At 73.2% G+C, this 19,267-nt stretch carries 18 protein-coding genes; 6 read left to right on the top strand and 12 right to left on the bottom strand.

Annotation, left to right across the window (positions count from 1 at the left end; all coding sequences use genetic code 11):
• Window position 1 precedes the first annotated feature (1 nt).
• Window positions 2-610: a glutathione S-transferase family protein gene (locus tag IU369_RS17175; protein ID WP_217922204.1), complete on the top strand. Its 609-nt coding sequence runs from the start codon at window positions 2-4 to the stop codon at window positions 608-610.
• On the opposite strand, the gene IU369_RS17170 is transcribed toward IU369_RS17175, so the two are convergent.
• Both IU369_RS17170 and IU369_RS17165 read right to left on the bottom strand, forming a co-directional pair.
• Complete coding sequence (locus tag IU369_RS17170) at window positions 594-2,699, bottom strand: MMPL family transporter (protein ID WP_217922203.1); 2,106 nt, start codon at window positions 2,697-2,699, stop codon at window positions 594-596. The genes IU369_RS17175 and IU369_RS17170 overlap by 17 nt on opposite strands.
• A gap of 54 nt (window positions 2,700-2,753) precedes the next feature.
• Window positions 2,754-3,419 carry a GntR family transcriptional regulator gene (locus IU369_RS17165; protein ID WP_217922202.1) on the bottom strand — a complete coding sequence of 222 codons (666 nt, stop codon included), beginning with the start codon at window positions 3,417-3,419 and terminating at the stop codon, window positions 2,754-2,756.
• Window positions 3,420-3,521: 102 nt separating this feature from the next.
• On the opposite strand from IU369_RS17165, the gene IU369_RS17160 reads away from it, so the two are divergent.
• Both IU369_RS17160 and IU369_RS17155 read left to right on the top strand, forming a co-directional pair.
• Window positions 3,522-4,781 carry an MFS transporter gene (locus IU369_RS17160; RefSeq protein ID WP_217922201.1) on the top strand — a complete coding sequence of 420 codons (1,260 nt, stop codon included), beginning with the start codon at window positions 3,522-3,524 and terminating at the stop codon, window positions 4,779-4,781.
• An 86-nt stretch (window positions 4,782-4,867) separates the two neighbouring features.
• Complete coding sequence (locus IU369_RS17155) at window positions 4,868-5,104, top strand: LapA family protein (protein WP_217922200.1); 237 nt, start codon at window positions 4,868-4,870, stop codon at window positions 5,102-5,104.
• 82 nt (window positions 5,105-5,186) lie between these two features.
• Here the strand turns inward: IU369_RS17155 and IU369_RS17150 are convergent, their stop codons facing one another.
• The 4 genes from IU369_RS17150 to IU369_RS17135 are packed head-to-tail and all read right to left on the bottom strand — an operon-like array spanning window position 5,187 to window position 8,684.
• Window positions 5,187-6,104: an ABC transporter substrate-binding protein gene (locus IU369_RS17150; protein ID WP_217922199.1), complete on the bottom strand. Its 918-nt coding sequence runs from the start codon at window positions 6,102-6,104 to the stop codon at window positions 5,187-5,189.
• On the bottom strand, window positions 6,101-6,856 hold the full coding sequence (locus IU369_RS17145; protein WP_217922198.1) for an ABC transporter permease: 756 nt from the start codon (window positions 6,854-6,856) through the stop codon (window positions 6,101-6,103). Before IU369_RS17145 ends, IU369_RS17150 begins: the two co-directional genes overlap by 4 nt.
• On the bottom strand, window positions 6,853-7,533 hold the full coding sequence (locus IU369_RS17140) for an ABC transporter permease (RefSeq protein ID WP_217922197.1): 681 nt from the start codon (window positions 7,531-7,533) through the stop codon (window positions 6,853-6,855). Before IU369_RS17140 ends, IU369_RS17145 begins: the two co-directional genes overlap by 4 nt.
• Window positions 7,530-8,684, bottom strand: coding sequence for an ABC transporter ATP-binding protein (locus IU369_RS17135; RefSeq protein ID WP_246551553.1), 1,155 nt, complete (start codon window positions 8,682-8,684; stop codon window positions 7,530-7,532). Before IU369_RS17135 ends, IU369_RS17140 begins: the two co-directional genes overlap by 4 nt.
• Before the next feature lie 138 nt (window positions 8,685-8,822).
• Here IU369_RS17135 and IU369_RS17130 point away from each other — a divergent pair, with 138 nt between their 5' ends.
• Together IU369_RS17130 and IU369_RS17125 are read left to right on the top strand one after the other, a co-directional pair.
• Entirely contained in the window at window positions 8,823-9,242 is a 420-nt protein-coding gene (locus IU369_RS17130) for a hypothetical protein (RefSeq protein ID WP_217922195.1), read from the top strand.
• Between the two features lie 46 nt (window positions 9,243-9,288).
• On the top strand, window positions 9,289-10,845 hold the full coding sequence (locus IU369_RS17125) for an alpha-amylase family glycosyl hydrolase (protein ID WP_217922194.1): 1,557 nt from the start codon (window positions 9,289-9,291) through the stop codon (window positions 10,843-10,845).
• Here IU369_RS17125 and IU369_RS17120 read toward each other — a convergent pair.
• Both IU369_RS17120 and IU369_RS17115 read right to left on the bottom strand, forming a co-directional pair.
• Window positions 10,842-12,635 carry an alpha-amylase family protein gene (locus IU369_RS17120; protein WP_217922193.1) on the bottom strand — a complete coding sequence of 598 codons (1,794 nt, stop codon included), beginning with the start codon at window positions 12,633-12,635 and terminating at the stop codon, window positions 10,842-10,844. The two genes, IU369_RS17125 and IU369_RS17120, sit on opposite strands and share 4 nt — an antisense overlap.
• Complete coding sequence (locus IU369_RS17115; RefSeq protein WP_217922192.1) at window positions 12,632-13,591, bottom strand: TIGR03885 family FMN-dependent LLM class oxidoreductase; 960 nt, start codon at window positions 13,589-13,591, stop codon at window positions 12,632-12,634. Before IU369_RS17115 ends, IU369_RS17120 begins: the two co-directional genes overlap by 4 nt.
• A 175-nt stretch (window positions 13,592-13,766) precedes the next feature.
• Here IU369_RS17115 and IU369_RS17110 point away from each other — a divergent pair, with 175 nt between their 5' ends.
• A complete protein-coding gene (locus tag IU369_RS17110; protein WP_217922191.1) occupies window positions 13,767-14,294 on the top strand; it encodes a PRC-barrel domain-containing protein in 528 nt (175 codons plus the stop codon).
• A gap of 133 nt (window positions 14,295-14,427) precedes the next feature.
• Here the strand turns inward: IU369_RS17110 and IU369_RS17105 are convergent, their stop codons facing one another.
• The 4 genes from IU369_RS17105 to IU369_RS17090 all read right to left on the bottom strand — a co-directional run bounded on the left by IU369_RS17105 (window position 14,428) and on the right by IU369_RS17090 (window position 19,262).
• Window positions 14,428-15,024 carry a hypothetical protein gene (locus tag IU369_RS17105; protein ID WP_217922190.1) on the bottom strand — a complete coding sequence of 199 codons (597 nt, stop codon included), beginning with the start codon at window positions 15,022-15,024 and terminating at the stop codon, window positions 14,428-14,430.
• 145 nt (window positions 15,025-15,169) lie between these two features.
• Window positions 15,170-16,627 carry an adenosylhomocysteinase gene (ahcY, locus tag IU369_RS17100; protein WP_217922189.1) on the bottom strand — a complete coding sequence of 486 codons (1,458 nt, stop codon included), beginning with the start codon at window positions 16,625-16,627 and terminating at the stop codon, window positions 15,170-15,172.
• Window positions 16,628-16,637: 10 nt separating this feature from the next.
• Entirely contained in the window at window positions 16,638-17,015 is a 378-nt protein-coding gene (locus IU369_RS17095; RefSeq protein WP_217922188.1) for a MerR family transcriptional regulator, read from the bottom strand.
• 33 nt (window positions 17,016-17,048) lie between these two features.
• Window positions 17,049-19,262 (bottom strand): MMPL family transporter, encoded by a 2,214-nt coding sequence (locus IU369_RS17090; protein ID WP_217922187.1) that lies wholly within the window; start codon window positions 19,260-19,262, stop codon window positions 17,049-17,051.
• Window positions 19,263-19,267: the final 5 nt, after the last annotated feature.

The following is a 19,267-nucleotide window of genomic DNA, read 5'->3' as shown; positions in this document are numbered from 1 at the left end:
CGTGCTGCTGTACGACAACCCGGCGTCGGGGAACTGCTGGAAGGTCCGGCTCGTCCTCGCCCGGTGCGGGATCGCGTACGAGCGGGTCACGATGAGCGTCACCGACCGCGGCGACCGCGAACGCACCCTCGGCCGCGACGCCAACCCCGCGCTGCGGGTGCCGACGCTCCGCCTCGACGACGGCCGCCACCTGGCCGAGTCGAACGCCATCGTCTGGCACCTCGCCGAGCTGCACGACCCCGACCTGATCCCCGCCGACCCCTTCGCGCGGGCGCAGGCGCTGCAGTGGATGTTCTTCGAGCAGTACGACCACGAGCCGAACATCGCCGTCGCCCGGTTCTGGCTCCACATCCCGGGGGCGCCGCCCCACGACCCCGACGCCCTCGCCGCCCGGCAGGAGGGCGGCCGCCGCGCGCTCCACGCGATGGAGGCGCACCTCACCGGCCGCGACTACCTCGTCGGCGACCGCTTCAGCGTCGCCGACATCTCCCTCTACGCCTACACCCACGTCGCCGGCCAGGCCGGCATCGACCTCGCGCCCTACCCCGCCGTCCGCGCGTGGCTGGGGCGCGTCGCCGCCCAGCCGGGGCACGTCACGCTGGAGGACTGACCTCGGGCGGTGGCGGGGCGGTGGGGTCGGCCGTCGACAGCTTCGACGGCCACCAGATGCGCCGGTCGAGCCCCATCACCGTCGCCGGCAGCAGGATCGACCGGACGATGAACGTGTCGAGCAGGACGCCGAACGCGACGAGGAAGCCGATCTCGGTGAGCGTCACCAGGGGCAGCACCGCCAGCACCGAGAACGTGCCGGCCAGGACGATGCCCGCCGACGTGATCACCGCGCCCGTCACGGCGAGGCCGCGGATCATGCCCTCCCGGGTGCCGTACCGCTCGGTCTCCTCGCGCACCCGGGCCATCAGGAAGATGTTGTAGTCCACGCCGAGCGCCACCAGGAAGATGAACCCGAACAGCGGCAGTGACGGGTCCTCTCCGGGGAAGCCGAAGACGTACTCGAACACGAGCACGCTCGCCCCGAGGGCTGCGAGGAACGACACGATCACCGTCCCCACCAGCAGCAGCGGCGCCACGACCGCGCGCAGCAGCAACCCGATGATCACCAGGATGACCAGCAGGACGATCGGCGGGAGCACCTTGAGGTCGCGGATCGCGGCCTGGTCGAGGTCGTACTTGGTGGCCGTCGGGCCGCCGACGAGCGTCTCCTCGCCGCCCGCGGCCTTCGCCGTGGCGCGCAGGTCCGGCACGAGGTCGAGGGCCTCGGTCGAGTAGGGGTCGGGTCCGAGCGTCACCGCCAGCCGCGCGCCGGGCGGCCCCTCCTCCACCGGACGGACCGAGTCGACCTCGGGGAGCGCCGCGAGCGCCTCGGTCACGGCCGGGGCCCGCGTGGCGTCCGGGACGATCACGTCGGTGGGCGCCGACGCCCCCGCCGGGAACGACTGGGCGAGGAGCTCCTGCCCCTGGACCGACTCGACGTCGCTGCGGAAGTCGTCCTCCTGGGTCAGCCCGCTGTCGAAGGCGAAGATGCCGAGGGAGAGCACCAGCAGGCCCGCGAGCGTGCCGATCCAGATCGGTCGCGGACGGAGCGCGATGCGATCGCCCAGGCGGCGCCACACGCCGCGCTCCTCCGGCACGTCCGGCTCGCCCTCCGTGAACCGCGGGATGAAGGGCCAGAACGCCCGCCGACCCGCGATCACCAGCAGCGCGGGCAGCACCGTCAGCATCGCGACCATCGCCACCGCGACGCCCATCGCGCCGACGGGGCCGAGCCCGGCGGTGCCGTTGACCTCGGCGAGGGCGAGCACCAGCAGGGCGCAGATGTTGGTCACGCCCGAGGCGAGGATCGCGGGCCCCGCGCGCCGCAGCGCCAGCTGCATCGCCTCGTGCTTGTCCTCGTGGCGGCGGAGCTCCTCCCGGTACCGCGCGACCAGCAGCAGCGCGTAGTCGGTGCCCGCGCCGAACACCAGCACCAGCAGGATGCCGGCGGTCTGGCCGTTCACGACCACGCCGTTGCTCGCCAGCACGTAGCCGATGCCGCGGACCGTCAGCTCGGCGAACGCCACCGCCAGCAGCGGCAGGATCCAGAAGATCGGGCTGCGGTAGATCAGCACCAGCAGGATGAAGACCAGGCCGGCGGTGGCGAACAGGAGGGTCGAGTTGATGCCCTCGAACACCTCGATCGCGTCGGCCGAGAACCCGGCGCCGCCGGTCACGGCCGTCTCGAGGCCCTCCGGCACGTCCGAGGTGCGCTCGCGGATGTCGCCGACGGCGTCGAGCAGCACATCCGACTCGCCGTCGGCGACGGTGATGGGGGCGATCAGGATCGCGGCGGCCCCGTCGTCGGAGAAGACCGTCGGCGCCGGAGGACCCGTCGCGACCGGCGGGTCGGCGGCGAGGCTCCCGCGCACGTCCTCGATGGCGGCCCGGTCGGCGTCCGTCAGTCCGCCGTCGCGCGCGAAGACGATCACCGCGTCTGCCACGTCCGCCGAGCCGAACTCCTCGAGCGCGTCGAGCACCTGCGTCGACTCGGCGTCGCCCGGCAGGAAGCTCGACGCCTCGTTCTTCTGGGCCGACTCGAACTGCGACGCCGACGGCGCGAGGGCGAACAGGATCGCGATCCACACGCCGAGGACGACGAACTTGCCGATGCGCTCGGACGAGAACGTGGCGAGGCGGCGGAGCATCCGCGCGACTCTAGGGGCGGGAGGGGCCCTCCGGCCAGGGGGTCCGCCGCCCTGTCACGAGCCCGTGAACGCCGCCCCCTCGATGCCACGGCGCGACGACTCCAGGTGGGCCGTCACGCGGGCGCGGGCCGCGGCGCCGTCGCCGGCGGAGATCGCGTCGGCGATGCCGCGGTGCTCCGAGAGGAAGCGGCGCGTCACCTCCGGGTCGCGGCGCACCGTCGCCCCCACCATGCGCCGCTGCCGATCGCGCAGCGAGTCGTGCAGGCGGGTGAGGATCGTGTTGCCGGACGCGGCGACGATGGCGTGGTGGAAGTCGCGGTCGGCCTCGACGAAGCCGGCCAGGTCGCCGGCGTCGAGCAGCGCCTCCTGGTGGTCGAGCAGCTCGGCCAGGCGGACGCGGAGGGGCGCCGCGTCGTCGCCGAGCCCCGCCATCCGCTCGGCGGCGTGGGCCTCCACCATCTGGCGCGTCTCCATCACCTCCCGCACCTCGTCGGGGGAGACGGGCACGATCAGGGCGCCGCGCTTCGGATAGAGGCGCATCAGGCCCTCGGCCTCAAGCAGCAGGAACGCCTCGCGGACCGGGGTGCGCGACACCGCCAGGGCCTCCGCCACCTCGCCCTCGGACAGCAGCTCGCCGCCGGGGTAGGCGCCGTCGAGGATCCGCTCCTTCACGAAGTCGTAGACGCGGTCCTTCGCGGGACGCGGGGCATCGGTCGCCATGTCGTATCCATACCGCATGGCCCGCCGCTCACGCTGGCGATCCTCCTTGCCGACTGCTAGAAACACAACATGCATCTAAGAGGTACGCGTGAGGGGGCGGGGATGGCGCGCAGCGCATGGACGGTCTGGGGGCTGGCGGCGGGCTTCTACCTGGTGGCGCTCTTCCACCGGATGAGCCTCGGCGTGGCGTCCCTCGACGCGCAGGAGCGGTTCGACCTCGGACCCGGCACCATCGCGACCCTCTCGGCGCTGCAGCTCGGCCTGTACCTGGCGATGACGATCCCCGCCGGCCTCGCCGCCGACCGGATCGGCCCGCGTCGCGCCCTGGCGATCGGCCTCGTCCTGATGGGCGCCGGGGAGATCGCCTTCGGGCTCGCGACGTCCGCCCCCCTCGCGCTCGGCGGCCGGGCGCTCGTCGGCGTCGGTGACGCGTTCATGTTCCTCTCGGTCCTGCGGATCGCGCAGAGCTGGTTCCCCGCCCACCGGTACGCCCTGCTCGCGAGCCTCACCGGCATGGCCGGCGCGATCGGGCAGATCGGCACCACCGTCCCCCTCGGGCTGTCGCTCGAGGGAGCCGGGTGGACGGCCACGTTCGCCGGCACCGGCGTCCTCACCGCCCTCTTCGCGCTCGCGTGCCTGCGGTGGGTCCGCGACCGGCCGGGCGCCGCCGCCGCGACCCCGCCGGCGCACGACGCCGTCCTCGCGACCCTCCGCGCCGCCTGGGCGCGACCGGCGACGCGCCTCGCGTTCTGGACCCACTTCGGCCTGATGGGGCCGTTCGTCGCCATCACGGCGCTGTGGGGCTACCCGTACCTCGTCACCAGCCAGGACGTCGCGCCGGGGACGGCGCGGATCTGGCTCGCGGTCTGCGTCGCGTCGTTCGGCCTGAGCGCCCCCGCCCTCGGGTGGGCCGTCGGCCGCGCGCGCGGCCTGCGGCGTCCCCTGCTCACCGCCGTCGCCGGCGGGACGCTCGCCCTGTGGACGGCGACGCTGCTGTGGCCGGCGGGTGGCCCACCGGCGGCGCTGATCCTGGCGACGCTCGTCGCGACGGGGGTCAGCGGGGCGGCGTCGATGCTCGCGTTCGACCTGGCGCGCGAGGGCAACCCCGCCGCCGTCGGCGGCAGCGCCACCGGCCTCGCCAACACCGGCGGCTTCACCATGGCCGTCGCCACCCAGCTCATCGCCGGGCGCCTGCTCGACACCGGGTGGGGCGACGGCATCCCGAGCGCCCTGCTCCCGATGCTCGCCCTCATGGGCCTCGCTCTCGTGATGTCGCTGCGGCTCGGGCGGCGGGCCGCCCGGGTCCCCGTCGCCGGCGGCGCCGTCGCCGCCCGCGCCGAGGGCGTCCCGACCCCGGCGTAAGGACCCCGCGGACGGGCGACGCCGGGAACCCGCCGGTCGCGCTCCTATCATCGGGGCGATCCGTCACCGACCGTCGAGGGGGCACCATGGCCGATCGGACACCCGCGTCGCGCGAGCCCGGGCAGCGCGACGTCGGCCGCCTCGTGGCCGCCGCCGTCATCGGGCTCGTGGTCCTGCTGTTCGCCCTCTTCAACCGCGGACGGGTCGAGGTCGACTGGATCCTCTTCGAGCGCGAGTCCCGGCTGATCTACGTGATCATCGGGTCGGCGCTGCTCGGGGCGCTGGCCGACCGCCTCGTGCAGAGGCGCCGCCGCAGGAGCTGACCGTCCCGGCCGGGCGGAGCGGACGGGACCGGGCGCCGGGCCCGGGCCCCCTCGCGGGGACCCGGGCGCCGCCGCGGGCGCTCTACTTGAGGCCCTTCTCCGTCAGCCAGTCGCTCGCCACCTCGTCGGACTCCACCTTGTTGATGTCCGTCTCGGTGTTCCAGGCGAGCAGGTCGTCCGTCGTGATCTGCGCGCTCAGGTCGTTCAGGTCGGTCGAGAGCTGCTCGCCGTAGGCGTCGAGCACCTCGGTCGAGATGATCGGGGCGATGTTCTGGGCCGGGAAGAGGCCCTTGTCGTCCTCGAGGACCTTGAAGCCCTCGGTCCCGATCTGCGGGGCGGTCGTGTTCCAGATGACCGCGTCCACCTCCTTGGCCTTCAGCGCCTCGCCGAGCAGCGGGCCGAACTCCAGCGTGGTGCGGCCGGAGAACTCGATGCCGTAGACGTCCGGGTCGGTGAGGCCGATGAAGCACTGCGGGCGCTCGAAGCACTGCGACGAGGCGCCGAACTTCAGGCCGGCGTCGGCGACGTCCGAGATGGTCGTGCCCTCGGTGTCACCGCGCACCACGAACGCGTCGCCGTCGACGGCGGGCGAGTAGTCGAGCACCGTCGCGCCGATGTCGGCGAACAGCGGCGTGATGACCGCGGCGACCTCCGCCGGGTCGGCCGAGGTGTCCTCGTCCGGCGCCAGCTCCGTCTGGGAGCCGCCGATGTAGTCGATGATCAGGTTCAGGTCGCCGTTGCGCAGGCCGTCGATGGCCTCGGTGCGGAAGCCGGCCGGCGTGAGGATCTCCACGTCGTAGCCCTTGGCCTCCAGGTACTGGCCGTACACCTCGGCGATCGTCACCGACTCGCTGAAGTCCTGTCCACGGAGCGTGATCGTGGGCCCGTCGGGCGTCGTCGACGCGGCGTCGCCGCCGTCGTCGTCGTCCCCACAGGCGGCCGCGAACATCGCGACGGCCGCCACCATGGCGATCATCGCGAGCACGGTCCTTCGTCTCATCGAGCTACCCCCGTTCGAGTGTTCTGCACCTGCACCTGCCTCAGCCGGCGGAACCCCCGCGGGAGGGCGACGCGCTCGAGCGCTCCGAACGCCAGACCGGTGAGCGTCGCCAGCCCCGCCACGAGGATCGCCCCTCCGATGAGGAGACTGTCGTTGTTCTGTCCCAGCCCGTCCCGCACGTACCGGCCGAGGCCCTCACCTCCGAGGAACGCCCGGATCGGCTCCGTGGCGACCACCTGGACGGCGGCCACGCGGATGCCACCCAGGATCAGCCCCACGCCGAGCGCCAACTCTACGCGGACCAGTACGTCGCGTTCTGTGAATCCCATCGCACGCGCGGCGTCCACCGCACCGGGGTCGGTCTGCCGCACCGCCGTGTACGTGGTGAGGAAGATCGGGGGCAGCGCGAGCATCGTCAGCGCGATCCCGATCGGCCACGGCTCGAACCCGTAGCCCTGCGTCAGGGAGATCGGGACGAGGAGGCCGGCGATCGCGAACGTCGGGATCGCGCGGCCGATGTTGAGGATCCAGGTGGCCCCGAGCTCGGCGCGGCGGTGGTGGGCGAGCACCGCGGCGAGCGGCACGGCGATGGCGATCGACACGGCGAGCACGACGGCGCAGAGGGTCAGCGTCTCCACCACCGAGCTCAGGATGCCGCCCTCGCCGGTCCAGGTCTCCCCGTTGGAGAACCACTCCCAGAGCCCGATGTTCCGCGGCACGGAGACCCCCTGGAGGGGGGCGATGAGGTTCACGCCGCCCGCCCCCGCCGGGTCCACGGCGTCACCGCCCGGCCGAGCAGCCAGATGCCGAGGTCGAGCACCAGCGCCAGCACCACCGACAGGACCGCGCCGACGATCATCGGGGTCCAGTAGGTGCGGCGCAGCCCGTCGAGGATCAGGTCGCCCAGCCCGCCCTGACCGATGATCGACGCGATCGTGACCAGGCCGACGGTCGTCACGGTCGCCACCCGGATCCCGGTGATGATGTACGGCAGCGCCAGGGGCAGCTCGACCGTCAGCACGCGCGTGCGCGGCGAGAGGCCCATGCCGTCGGCGGCCTCGCGCACCGGGCGCGGCACCGACCGGAACCCGGACATGATGGCCGTGATGAGGATCAGGAACGTGTAGCCGGTGAGGGCGATGACGGCGGGCGTCTTCGACAGGCCGGTGTAGGGCACCAGGATCCCGAACAGCGCGACGCTCGGGATGGTGTAGATCACGGCCGAGATGGTCGTGATCGGACCGGCGGTCCAGCGGTAGCGCAACGCGAGGGCGGCGAGGCCGGCGGACAGGACCAGGCCGAGCAGCACCGAGATGACGGTGAGCTGGATGTGGTCGATCAGCGCCGCCTGGATGTCGTCCCACTGGTCGCGGATGTAGTTCCAGCGGACGAGGGGCTCGCTCGAGCCCGCCTGCAGCGGGAGGATCACGCGACCTGCTCCGGGACTCCCTCCGCCAGGCAGGCGCGGATGCCCTCCAGGGTCACCACGCCGCCGAAGCCACCGTCGTCGTCGATCACCGCCACCGAGGTGCTGGAGGTCATGATGATCTCCATCGCCTCGCGCAGCGTGCTGTCCGGCGTCACCTGCGCCGCGGGCCGCTCCCGCGGCAGGTCCCGCACGCCGCCCCCGCCGTCGAGGCCGCGGCCGTCGACCCACCCGAGGAACGTCCCGTCGTCGACGAGGCCGATCCAGTCGGTGCGGTGCGTCGCCATGGCCTCGCGGGCGTCGTCGGCGGACGCGTCGACGTCGATCACGGGACCCTTGTTGAAGGGCAGGTCGGCGACGTGCGCGAGCGTCAGGCGCTTCGAGCTGCGGTCGTCGCCCACGAAGCGCTCGACGAACTCCGACGCCGGCGCCGCGAGGATCTCGTCGGGCGGGGCGTACTGCTCGATGATGCCGCCGACGTTCAGGAGGGCGATCCGGTCGGCGAGCTTGATGGCCTCGTCGATGTCGTGGGTGACGATCACGATCGTCTTCTGCACACGGGCCTGCAGGCCGAGCAGCTCGTCCTGCAGCCGTCCCCGCACGATCGGGTCGACGGCGCCGAAGGGCTCGTCCATCAACAGCACCGGCGGGTCGGCGGCGAGGGCGCGGGCGACGCCGACGCGCTGCTGCTGGCCGCCCGACAGCTCGTCGGGGTACCGCGACAGCATCTCGGGGTCGAGCCCGACGAGCGTCACGAGCTCGTCGATGCGGGCGCGGATGCGCTCCTTGTCCCACCCGAGGGAGTGGGGGACGGTCGCGATGTTCTGGGCGATCGTGCGGTGCGGGAACAACCCGACCTGCTGGATGACGTAGCCGATCCCGCGCCGCAGGCGCGTGACGGGCGTGCCCGTCACGTCCTCGCCCTCGATCTCGATCCGGCCCGACGTCGGCTCGATCAGGCGGTTGATCATCCGCAGCGTCGTCGTCTTGCCGCACCCCGACGGGCCGATCAACGCGACGATCGATCCGCGGGGGATCTCGAGGTCGAGGTGGTCGACGGCGGGGCGTGCGGATCCCGGGAACCGCTTCGTGATCCCCTCCAGCCGGATCGCCGGTCTCGGGGTCGCCGTCGCGCCGTTCTCCGGGGTGCTCATGGGCGCCACCGGTGGATCCTCCGCGGGTCGGGTGCTCGGGAAAGCCGGTCCTGCGGCCCGGGGGCCAGCCTGGAGACCCTACCCGCGCGGCCCGATCCCACGCCAGGGATCCGGCGCGGGACGGCGAACAGGGACGCCATGAGGGACGCGATGGTCGCTCCGGGCGGTACCACGGACGCCCTGCGGATGCAGATCGAGGCCGAGCTGCGGGCGGAGGCGCGCGAGCGCCACCGGCGCTGGTGGATGATCGGCGGCGGGGTGCTCCTCGCGGTGTCGCTCGCCCTGAACCTGCTGATCCTCGCGTGGCCGGGCGCGGTGGGGCTCGCCACGGGGTCCGACGTCCGGGCGGTCCGCGCGGAGGCCGCCGCCGGCGCCGCCGCGCAGGCCCAGAGCGCCCGCGAGGCGCGGGCCGCCGCCCTCGTCGCGGCACGCCGCTCCGCCCAGGCGGGCAGCGCCGCCGCCGCCGTCCCCGTCATCTGCGCCACGCTCACCGAGCTCGGCGACTGGTCGTTCCTGTCGGGCGAGAAGCCCGACCTCGCCTGCCCGCCGGGCACCTGACCCGCCGGCGCGTCGCCCCCCGCCCCGCGGGGTACCTGTGGCCGCGATGACGACACCTTGGTGGAAGAGCGCGGTCGTGTACCAGGTGTACCCGCGCAGCTTCGCCGACGCCGACGGCGACGGCGTCGGCGACCTCGACGGGGTCGTCCGCCGCCTCGGCCACCTCGCGCGGCTCGGCGTCGACGCCCTCTGGCTGTCGCCGTTCTACCCGTCGCCGATGGTGGACTTCGGCTACGACGTCGCCGACTACACGGGCGTCGACCCCGTCTTCGGGGACATGGCGACCTTCGACACCCTCGTCGGGGAGGCCCACGCCCTCGGCATCCGGGTGATCATCGACTGGGTCCCGAACCACTCCTCCGACGCCCACCCGTGGTTCGTCGCGTCGCGGTCCTCCCGGGACGACCCGCACCGCGACTGGTACGTGTGGCGCGACGGGCGCCCCGGCGGCCTGCCGCCGAACGACTGGGAGTCGACGTTCGGCGGCCCGGCGTGGACCCACGACCCGGCGACGGGGCAGTGGTACCTGCACTCGTTCGCGGTGGAGCAACCCGACCTGAACTGGGCGAACCCCGCCGTCGCCGACGCGATGCTCGACACCCTGCGGTTCTGGCTCGACCGCGGCGTCGACGGGTTCCGCATCGACGTCGTCCAGGACCTCGGCAAGGAACCCGACGCACCCGCCGGCGCCGGGGAGTGGCCGCGCGACCAGGACTGGCCGGCGGGGCACGCGATCATGCGCCGCGTCCGCGCCCTGCTCGACGGGTACGACGACCGCATGGCGGTGGGCGAGGTCTACGTCCTCGACCAGCGCCGCCTCGTCACGTTCCTCACCTCGGGCGACGAGCTGCACCTGGCGCACGACTTCGTGTTCCTGCGCTGCCCCTGGGACGCCGCCCGCTTCCACGACGTCATCGACGAGTTCACGCGCCTGGCGACGGGCGCCGCGTGGCCGACGTGGTGCCTCGAGAACCACGACCACCCGCGCGTCGCGACCCGGTGGGACGACGGGGGACACGGGCCGGCGCGGGCCCGCGCGGCGGCGTTGCTGCTGCTCGGCCTGCGCGGGACCGCGTTCCTGTTCCAGGGGCAGGAGCTCGGCCTGCCCGACGCGCACGTCCCCGCGGACCGGATCGTGGACCTCGACGGCCGGGACCCCGAGCGGGCGCCGATCCCGTGGGAGCGCCCGTCGGTGGCGGGGCCCGGCGCCGGGTTCACCACCGGCGAGCCGTGGCTGCCGATCGTCGGGGACGCCGAGCGCCTCGCCGTCGCCGCGCAACGGGTCGATCCACGGTCCGACCTGTCGTTGTGGCGGCGGCTGATCGCCCTGCGGCGCTCGGCCCCGGCGTTGTCGCCCGACGGCGCCCAGGCCCTCCTCGACGCGGGACCGGGGGTGCTGGCGTGGGTGCGCGAGGCGCCGGGGGAGCGGCTGCTCATCGCGATCAACATGTCCCGCGAGGCGGTGCGCCTCGACCTCGACCTGCCGGGCGCCGGCGTCCCGCGGCTCGAGCTCTCCACCGACCCCGACCGCGTCGAGGACGACGTCGACGTGCGCGCCCTCGGCATCGCCCCCGACGAGGGCGTCATCGTCCGCCTCGGCTAGCCCTCCGCCCCGGTGCGGCGGGTGATCGCGACGGCGAGCTCGTCGCGGGTCATGTCCGACCGGCCGGGGATCTCCAGGTCCCGCGCCCGGGCGTAGAGCGCGTCGCGGCTCGACCCCGCCAGCTCCGCGGACGGCGCCGCGCCGTGGCGCACCGCGAACCAGCGGTGGCCGTAGGGCTCGAGGTCGATGACGAGCCCGTCGTCGCCCTCGGTGACGGCGTCGCGGCGGCCGAAGAGGTCGTCGAGGCCGTCCACCCCGCCGCGGGCGAGGTCCCCGAGGTCGGCCCGCGCCGGCCGCCCCGCCAGGTTGTGGACGAACGCCAGCGACCGCCCCTCCCACGCGCACACGTGGGCGAGCACGGCGGGGTCGCCGGCGTCGATCCGCCGGTGCTCGCCGTGGCCGACCTCGGGCGACTCCCGCCGCCGGCGGATGAGCCGCTCGAACCAGTTCAGCAGCGACCCCTCGTCGCGGCGCTGCGCCGCCACGTTGACCGCCGCCGCGTCGAAGCCGGGGGCGTCCGTGACCGGGCGGCACAGGTCGCCGGGGGCGGCCGTCGAGAACCCGGCGTTCGGGCCGTCGGACCACTGCATCGGGGAGCGCACCGCGAGGCGGCCGGGGATGTCGCGGTTCTCGCCCATCCCGATCTCCTCGCCGTAGAAGACGACGGGGGCGCCGGGCAGCGAGAACACCAGCGAGTAGGTCATGCGGACCCGCCGCTCGTCGCCGCCCATCATCCGCGGCACGCGCATCCGCAGGCCGCGGTCGAAGAGCTGCAGGTCGGGGTCGGGGCCGAACGCGGCGAACACCTCGCCGCGCTCGTCGTCGGTGAGCTGGTCGAGGGTCAGCTCGTCGTGGTTGCGCGCGAAGACCGCCCACCCGCACTCGTCGGGCGGGTCGATGCGGGCGTCGAGGGCGGCGGCGAGGGGACCGGCGTCGCCGCGTGCGAGCGACAGGTACATCGTCTGCATCGCCCGGAAGTCGAACATCATGTCCAGCTCCCGGCGGCCCGCGCCGAAGAACACCGCCTGGTCGGGCGGGGGCAGGTTCACCTCGCCGAGCAGCACCGCGTCGCCGCGGCGCCGGCCGATGTAGGCGCGCAGGTCGGCGAGCAGGTCGTGGGGGTCCTCGACCGCCCCCTCCGGGAGTCCGTACGGCTCGATGAGGAAGGGGACGGCGTCGACGCGGAAGCCGGCGAGGCCCTGCTGCAGCCAGAAGCCCGCGATCCGCGAGATCTCCTCGCGCACCTGCGGGTTCGCGACGTTGAGGTCGGGCTGCTCGGTGTAGAAGCGGTGCAGGTACCAGGCGCCCGCCGCCTCGTCGTAGGCCCAGTTCGAGTCCTCGGCGTCGGGGAACACGAGGTCGCCGGGGCGCTCCTGCGGCTTCTCGTCGCTCCAGACGTACCAGTCCCGGTACGGCGAGTCGGGTGAGGAGCGGGCGCTCCGGAACCACGGGTGGTCGATGGAGGTGTGGTTCACGACGAGGTCGGCGACGACGCGGATGCCGCGGTCGCCCGCGGTGCGGACCATCTCCGTGAAGTCGCCGAGGGTGCCGAGGCGCGGGTCGACGGCGTAGAAGTCGAGGATGTCGTAGCCGTCGTCGCGGTCGGCGGACGGGAAGAACGGCATCAGCCACAGGCAGGTGACGCCCATCCCGGCGAGGTAGTCCATGCGCTCGCTGACGCCGCGGAGGTCGCCGTGGCCGTCGCCGTCGGTGTCGAGGAACGTCTGGACGTCGAGGCAGTAGACGATCGCGTCGCGCCACCACAGGTCGCCGGAGACGGTGCGGCTCATGCGAGCGCCGGCAGCACGTCGCGGCCGAACGCGTCGATGAACGCGTCCTGCTCCTGGCCGACGTGGTGGATGTTGATCTCGTCGAACCCGAGCGCGGCGAGCTCCTGCAGCCACGCCGCGTGCCGGCCGAGGTCGCTGGAGACGAGCACGCACTCCCGCACGTCCTCGGGCCGCACGAACCGGGAGGCCTCGTCGAAGTGCGCGACGGTCTCGAGGTCCCACGGGATCGGCGGGGCGAAGGCGTTGCTGCGCCACTGGTCCCACGCGATGTCCATGGCCTCGTCCTCGGTCGGCGCCCACGAGACGTGCACCTGCAGCACCGTGGGCCTCCCCTCCCCGCCGCCCTCGCGGAACGCGTCGAGGACGCGCCGCAACGTCGCGGGGGGCCGGTGGACCGTCACGAGGCCGTCCGCCCAGCCGCCGGCCCAGCGGGCGGTCTCCTCGCTGACGGCGGCGCCGATGAGTGGCGGCGGCGTCGCGGGGCGGCTCCAGAGCCGCGCCCGGTCGACCGTCACGAGGCCGTGGTGGGTGACCTCCTCGCCGGCGAGCAGCGCGCGGATGACGTCCACGCACTCCCGAAGGCGCGCGTTGCGCTCGGGCTTCGGCGGCCACCGGTCGCCGGTGATGTGCTCGTTCGACGCCTCCCCCGACCCGAGGCAGACCCAGAGCCGCTCCGGGAACATCTCGCAGAGGGTCGCCATGGCCTGGGCGAGGATCGCCGGGTGGTACCGCTGCCCGGGTGCGGTGACCACGCGGAACGGGAGGTCGGTGGTGGCGAGGGCCGCCCCCAGCCACGACCACGCGAACCCCGAGTGGCCCTGGCGGGCGCTCCACGGGGAGAAGTGGTCCGAGGACATCCCGACGGTGAAGCCGGCGTCCTGGGCCCGGCGGGCCGCCTCGAGGAGGCGACCGGGCGGGATCTGCTCGTGGGATGCGTGCCAGCCGATGCGCGTCATGGCGCATCCATCCCCGGGTGGGATCCGTCCGAACCCGGTTCGTGCGGATCCAAACGTGGCAGGTCCCCCGGGACCCGGGGGTGGGTCGGCTTCGGGGCGGTGGGGGAATCCCATCTCAGCTCGCGATTTGAGAGGTGCCCGATCCACGGGCCCACGGACACTCAAGGAGAGCGACATGACGACACGACGCGACGACCGCCGCGATCACGACACCGGCGGCCTCCTCGGCCCCGAGGACTATCCGACCACGACGTCCATCCCGCCCCTGGAGAACCTGGGGGGCATGGAGGTCCGCGACAGCAGCGGCGACAAGGTTGGCACGGTCGACGACGCCTACGTCGACGACCAGGGCTCGTACGTGCGCTACCTGGCCGTGAAGACCGGCTGGTTCGGCACGAAGCGCCACATGATCCCCGTCGACGACGTCCGCATGGAGTCGGTGGACGGCGAGGAGTACCTCGTCCTGCCGTACGACAAGGACCAGCTCAGGGAGGGCCCCTCGTTCGAGCGCGACGAGGACTTCACCCGCGAGCACGAGGACCGCACCTACGGCCACTACGGCCGCACGGGCTACTGGGACGCCGTGCGCGCCCGGCAGACGACGCCGGCGCCGACCCCGGAGATCGCCGAGGCCGAGGTGGCCGACGCGATCAACCGCGGCGACGACCCGAACCGCGTCGCCGTCAAGCGCTGGGGCGTCTAGGGCTCCCCACGTCCAGCGCGTCGTCGAAGAAGCCGGCGACGCGACGTTCGTACTCGGCGGGCTGGGTCTCCAGCCCGCCGATGTGCGGGCTCCCCGGCACCTCCCAGCTTCCGCGCGGGGACTCAGGACCGCGTCACGATCCCATCGGTCGTATGTCCCGGTCGCGGGCCTGCAGCGCCGCGTGCGTCAGCATCGTGATCTCGTCATCCGGACCGGCAACCACGCACGCTCGGTCCCACCCCTTCGCGAGTCGGTCAGAGTGGCGCGCGATCTCGAGGGCCTCGTAGCCGTCCGGCAGCGAATCGCCCACGCGGAAGTAGCCGCGGCCACTGGCGCCCGCCCCCCTGATGAGCGCCGCCCAACCGCCTTGGTCGTCCTCGTTGAAGTTGACCACGTGCCGAGCGGAACCCCCCTCGGCGCCGAGGACGAAAACGCCGGCGTACCTCCGGGGACCACCGAAGACCGAGGTCGGGTCGAGATTGACGCCGACACCGAAAAGCCCTCCCCCGAGGTCGGACGGGGCCTGCCATACGTGGAACGCGGGGATCACGTCCTCCGTCGCGTCGGGCCACGGGTAGCGGAAGTCGCTCTGGTCGAAGACCGGGACGCGTCGCCACGCTCCCTGGGTTGGTGACTCCCCCTCCAGTTCGGTGACGAGGGCTTCGCGGATCTCCGCGATCGCCCGGATGTGGTGGTCCAATCGGATGAGAAGTCCGTGGGCGCTGGACATCGACCGCCCCTCCAAAGTAGATGGTAGCGACCCCATGTTAGTGCTGGAACAGACCCTTGTCAATAAATAATGGTCGGCCCCATGTACTTGACGCGAAACACGGGGCGGGCGCCCCTTCAAACGCCCGCCCCGGTACCCGTGAGGACTAGTAGCGGTAGTGGTCGGGCTTGTAGGGGCCCTCGACCGGCACGCCGATGTAGTCGGCCTGGCCCTCGCTGAGCGTCGTGAGGCGCACGCCGAGCGCGTCGAGGTGCAGCCGGGCGACCTTCTCGTCGAGGTGCTTCGGCAGCACGTAGACCTTCTTCTCGTACTGGTCGTTCTTCGTGAACAGCTCGATCTGGGCGATCGTCTGGTTCGAGAACGAGTTCGACATCACGAAGGACGGGTGGCCCGTCGCGTTGCCGAGGTTCAGCAGGCGGCCCTCCGACAGGATGATGATCGCGTGGCCGTCCTCGAACACCCACTCGTCGACCTGCGGCTTGATGTTGACCTTCTTCACGCCCGGGTACTGCTCGAGCCCGGCCATGTCGATCTCGTTGTCGAAGTGGCCGATGTTGCCGACGATGGCCTGGTGCTTCATCCGGGCCATGTCCTCGGCCGTGATGATGTCCTTGTTGCCGGTGCAGGTGATGAAGATGTCGGCCGTCTCGACGACGTCGTCGAGGGTCGCCACCTGGTAGCCCTGCATCGCGGCCTGCAGCGCGCAGATCGGGTCGATCTCGGTCACGACGACCCGGGCGCCCTGGGCGCGCAGCGACTCGGCGCAGCCCTTGCCGACGTCGCCGAAGCCGAGGATGACGGCGACCTTGCCGCCGATCATCACGTCGGTCGCGCGGTTGATGCCGTCGATCAGCGAGTGCCGGCAGCCGTAGAGGTTGTCGAACTTCGACTTCGTGACCGAGTCGTTCACGTTGATGGCGGGGAAGAGCAGCTCGCCCTTCTCAGCCAGCTGGTAGAGCCGGTGGACGCCGGTGGTGGTCTCCTCCGTCACGCCCATGATACCGTCGGCGATCGGGGTCCAGCGGTTCGGGTCCTCGCGCAGGGAGCGGCGCAGCAGGCCGAGGATGATCTTGAACTCCTCGGAGCCGGCGGTGGCGTCGTCGGGCACCTGGCCCTTCGCCTCGTACTCCTTGCCGAGGTGCACCAGCAGCGTCGCGTCGCCGCCGTCGTCGAGGATCATGTTCGGGCCGCCGCCGTCGGGCCAGCGCAGCACCTGCTCCGTGCACCACCAGTACTCCTCGAGGGTCTCGCCCTTCCAGGCGAAGACGGGGACGCCACGCGGGTCGTCGGGCGTCCCGTCGGGGCCGACCGCGATCGCGGCGGCCGCGTGGTCCTGGGTCGAGAAGATGTTGCAGGAGCACCAGCGGACCTCGGCGCCGAGCGAGGTCAGCGTCTCGATCAGCACGGCGGTCTGGATCGTCATGTGCAGCGAACCGGTGATGCGGGCGCCCTTCAGGGGCTGGCGCTCGGCGTACTCCTCGCGGATGGACATCAGGCCGGGCATCTCGTGCTCGGCGAGGCGGATCTCCTTGCGGCCGAACGCGGCGAGCGAGAGGTCGGCCACCTTGAAGTCGGTGGTGGCCAGCGGGGCGGACGTCGTCATGCGGTCTCCGTCATTTCGTCGATGGGGCGGCGGCGAGGCGCAGCAGGCGCATGTGCTTGTCCTGCTCGTGCCGGAGCCAGTCGGCCGGGGTGATGTCGGCCTCGGGAAGGACCGGGCGGGCGTCGAGCCAGCCGTCCACCGCCGAGGCGAGGTCGCGCTCCTCGCGCAGCCGGCGGGCGAAACCCACCTCGCCGAGGGCCACGCCGTGGTCGTCGAGCAGCTCCCGCAGCGTGCGCAGACGCTGCAGCTGGGGGGCGCCGTAGAGGCGGTACCCCGAGGGGGACCGCTCCGGCACCACGAGCCCGATGCTCTCGATGTAGCGCAGCATGCGGGGCGACCACCCGGTCGTCTCCGCGGCCTCGTTGATCGTGAGGGTCTCCTGCGCCATCCGTCCGCGACCTTATCACGGTCGTGTGAAGGTTCAGGCGGTGGCGCCGTCCGGGGCCGGTTCCTCGCCGGGGGGAGGCAGGGCCCGGCGGGCCCCCGGCCAGAACCCCGTCCGGCCGAACAGGGCGATCAGCGCGGGCACGAGGAACGCCCGCACCACGAACGCGTCGAGCGCGACGCCGAGGGCCATCACGAACGCGAACTGGTGGAGGGCGTCCACCGGCACCAGCGCCAGCAGGCCGAAGCTGCCGGCCAGCACGAGCCCCGCCACGGTGATCGTGAGCGACGCCTGCGGCATCGCCGTGCGGATGCCCTCCACGATCCCCCGCGTCTGCGCGGCCCGCCAGATGCCCCCGACCAGGAAGATGTTGTAGTCCGACCCGAGGGCGAGCAGCAGCACCGCCGTCGCGAAGGGGACGTAGTACACGAGCTGCCCCTGGTCGAGGACGTCCTGGAAGAACCAGGTGGCGATGCCGAGCGTCGCGGCCACCGTCAGGGCGTTCGCGACGAGCAGGTAGAGCGGGGCGACCAGGGCGCGCAGGAACACGGCGAGCAGGATCAGGTTGACGAGCAACGCCGCCCCGCCGACGCGCAGCAGCTCGGTGGTCATCGCGTCGACGGAGGCGGCGGCGATCGCCGTGTCCCCCGCGAGCGCCGCCGTCGCCTGCGGGGCGCCCGCGCCGGCGAGCAGCGTCGGCAACGCCTCCTCCATCCGCTCGAGGTCGTCGATGGCGGCGCTCTCGGTGGGCGGCGCGTCGAACACGACCGCGAAGCGCGAGGCTTGGGCCTCCTGCGACACCACCAGGTCGGGCGCGAGCGACGGGACCGGGTCGGCAGGTCCCACCACGTCCGCCACCCCGGGCTGCGCGCGGAGCGCGTCGCGCAGGCGCCCCTGCACCGCCGGGTCGACCGCCCCCGGTCCCTCCACGAGGACCTCGGTGGGGGCGGTGACGCCGGGCGCGAAGCCGGCCTCCGTCACGCCGGCGCCGGGGGCGAGCCCGCTGGTGAGGCCGAGGCCCATCTCCAGGTGGCGGATCTGCGCGGCGGCGAACACGAGGCCGCCGATCACGACCACCGCGGTCAGCGCGGCGACGGCGCGCGTGGTCAGCAGGCGGGTCGCCAGGGGCGCCCGGTGGGCGCGCCGCGGACCGGTCCCCGACGCCGTGGCGCCGACCCCGCGGGGCCAGTAGGCGGCGCGCCCGAGCAGCGCCAGCAACGCCGGCACGAGCGTCACCGACACGACGACGCCCGTCAGCGCCGTGATGACGAGGGCGGGCGCGAACGCCCGGAAGAAGTCGACGTCGCCGACCAGCAGCGTCGCGGTGCCGAGCGCCGTCGTCAGACCCGCCGTGGCGACGATGGCCATCATGTGGGCGCTCGCGCCCGCGGCCGCCGCCCGCGTGGTGTCGCCATCGCGCAACCGGGCGCGGGTGCGGAACAGGTAGAAGATCGCGTAGTCGGTGACGATGCCGATCAGCAGCGCCGACACCACCGGCTCGATGTCCTGGCTCGCGGCGATGCCGGTGTGCTCGCCGACCCACGCGATGAGCCGCAGGTCGATGACGTAGGCGACGCCCACGACCCCCAGCACCAGGAGGGGGGCGACCACCGAGCCGAACACGAGGCCGACGACCACGACGATCAGGGCGAGCGTGATCGCGACGACCCAGGGCAGGCGGTCGTTGATCGTCCCGAGCTGCTGGTCGCGGGCGGCGGTCGAGCCGGTCAGCGCCGTCGTGGCGTCCTCCGGCACGGGCGCCTGGGCGATGTAGGCCTCCCCGAGGGCGATCTGCCGCGGGATGGAGCGCTGCTCGCGGAACAGCAGGTACGTGAGGATCGACGCCGGCGCCCCCTCCTGCGCCCCCGGGGCGACACCGCCCGCGCTCGTCAGCGGCACCGCGGCGCCGATCTCCTCCAGGCCCGGCACCTCGCCGCGGCTGACGCTCAGCGCGAACCGCGCGAGCTCCGCCTGCTCGGGGGCCGACAGCCCGCCGGGGCGGGTGACGAGCACCTGGGTCCGCGAGGTGAGCGGCGCGCCGAAGATCTCCGCGCTGCGGGCCTCGGCGGTCAGCGGCGCCGCGTCGTCGGGGAGCGGGAGGTCGAGCTCGCCGGAGCCGCCGAGGGCCGGCAGGTACACGACCGCGGCGACCACGGCGGCGATCCACCCCAGCACGACGAGGTGGCGCAGCACCACGATGGCGCGGCTCAACCCGCCCGCGATCCCGCCCCGCGTGTCCTCGTCCCCCATGACCC

Origin of the sequence: Miltoncostaea oceani (assembly GCF_018141545.1) — a bacterium.
Taxonomy (GTDB): Bacteria; Actinomycetota; Thermoleophilia; order Miltoncostaeales; family Miltoncostaeaceae; genus Miltoncostaea; species Miltoncostaea oceani.
Note: the sequence above shows the minus strand (reverse complement) of the source record. Positions and strands in the feature narration are given on the sequence as shown.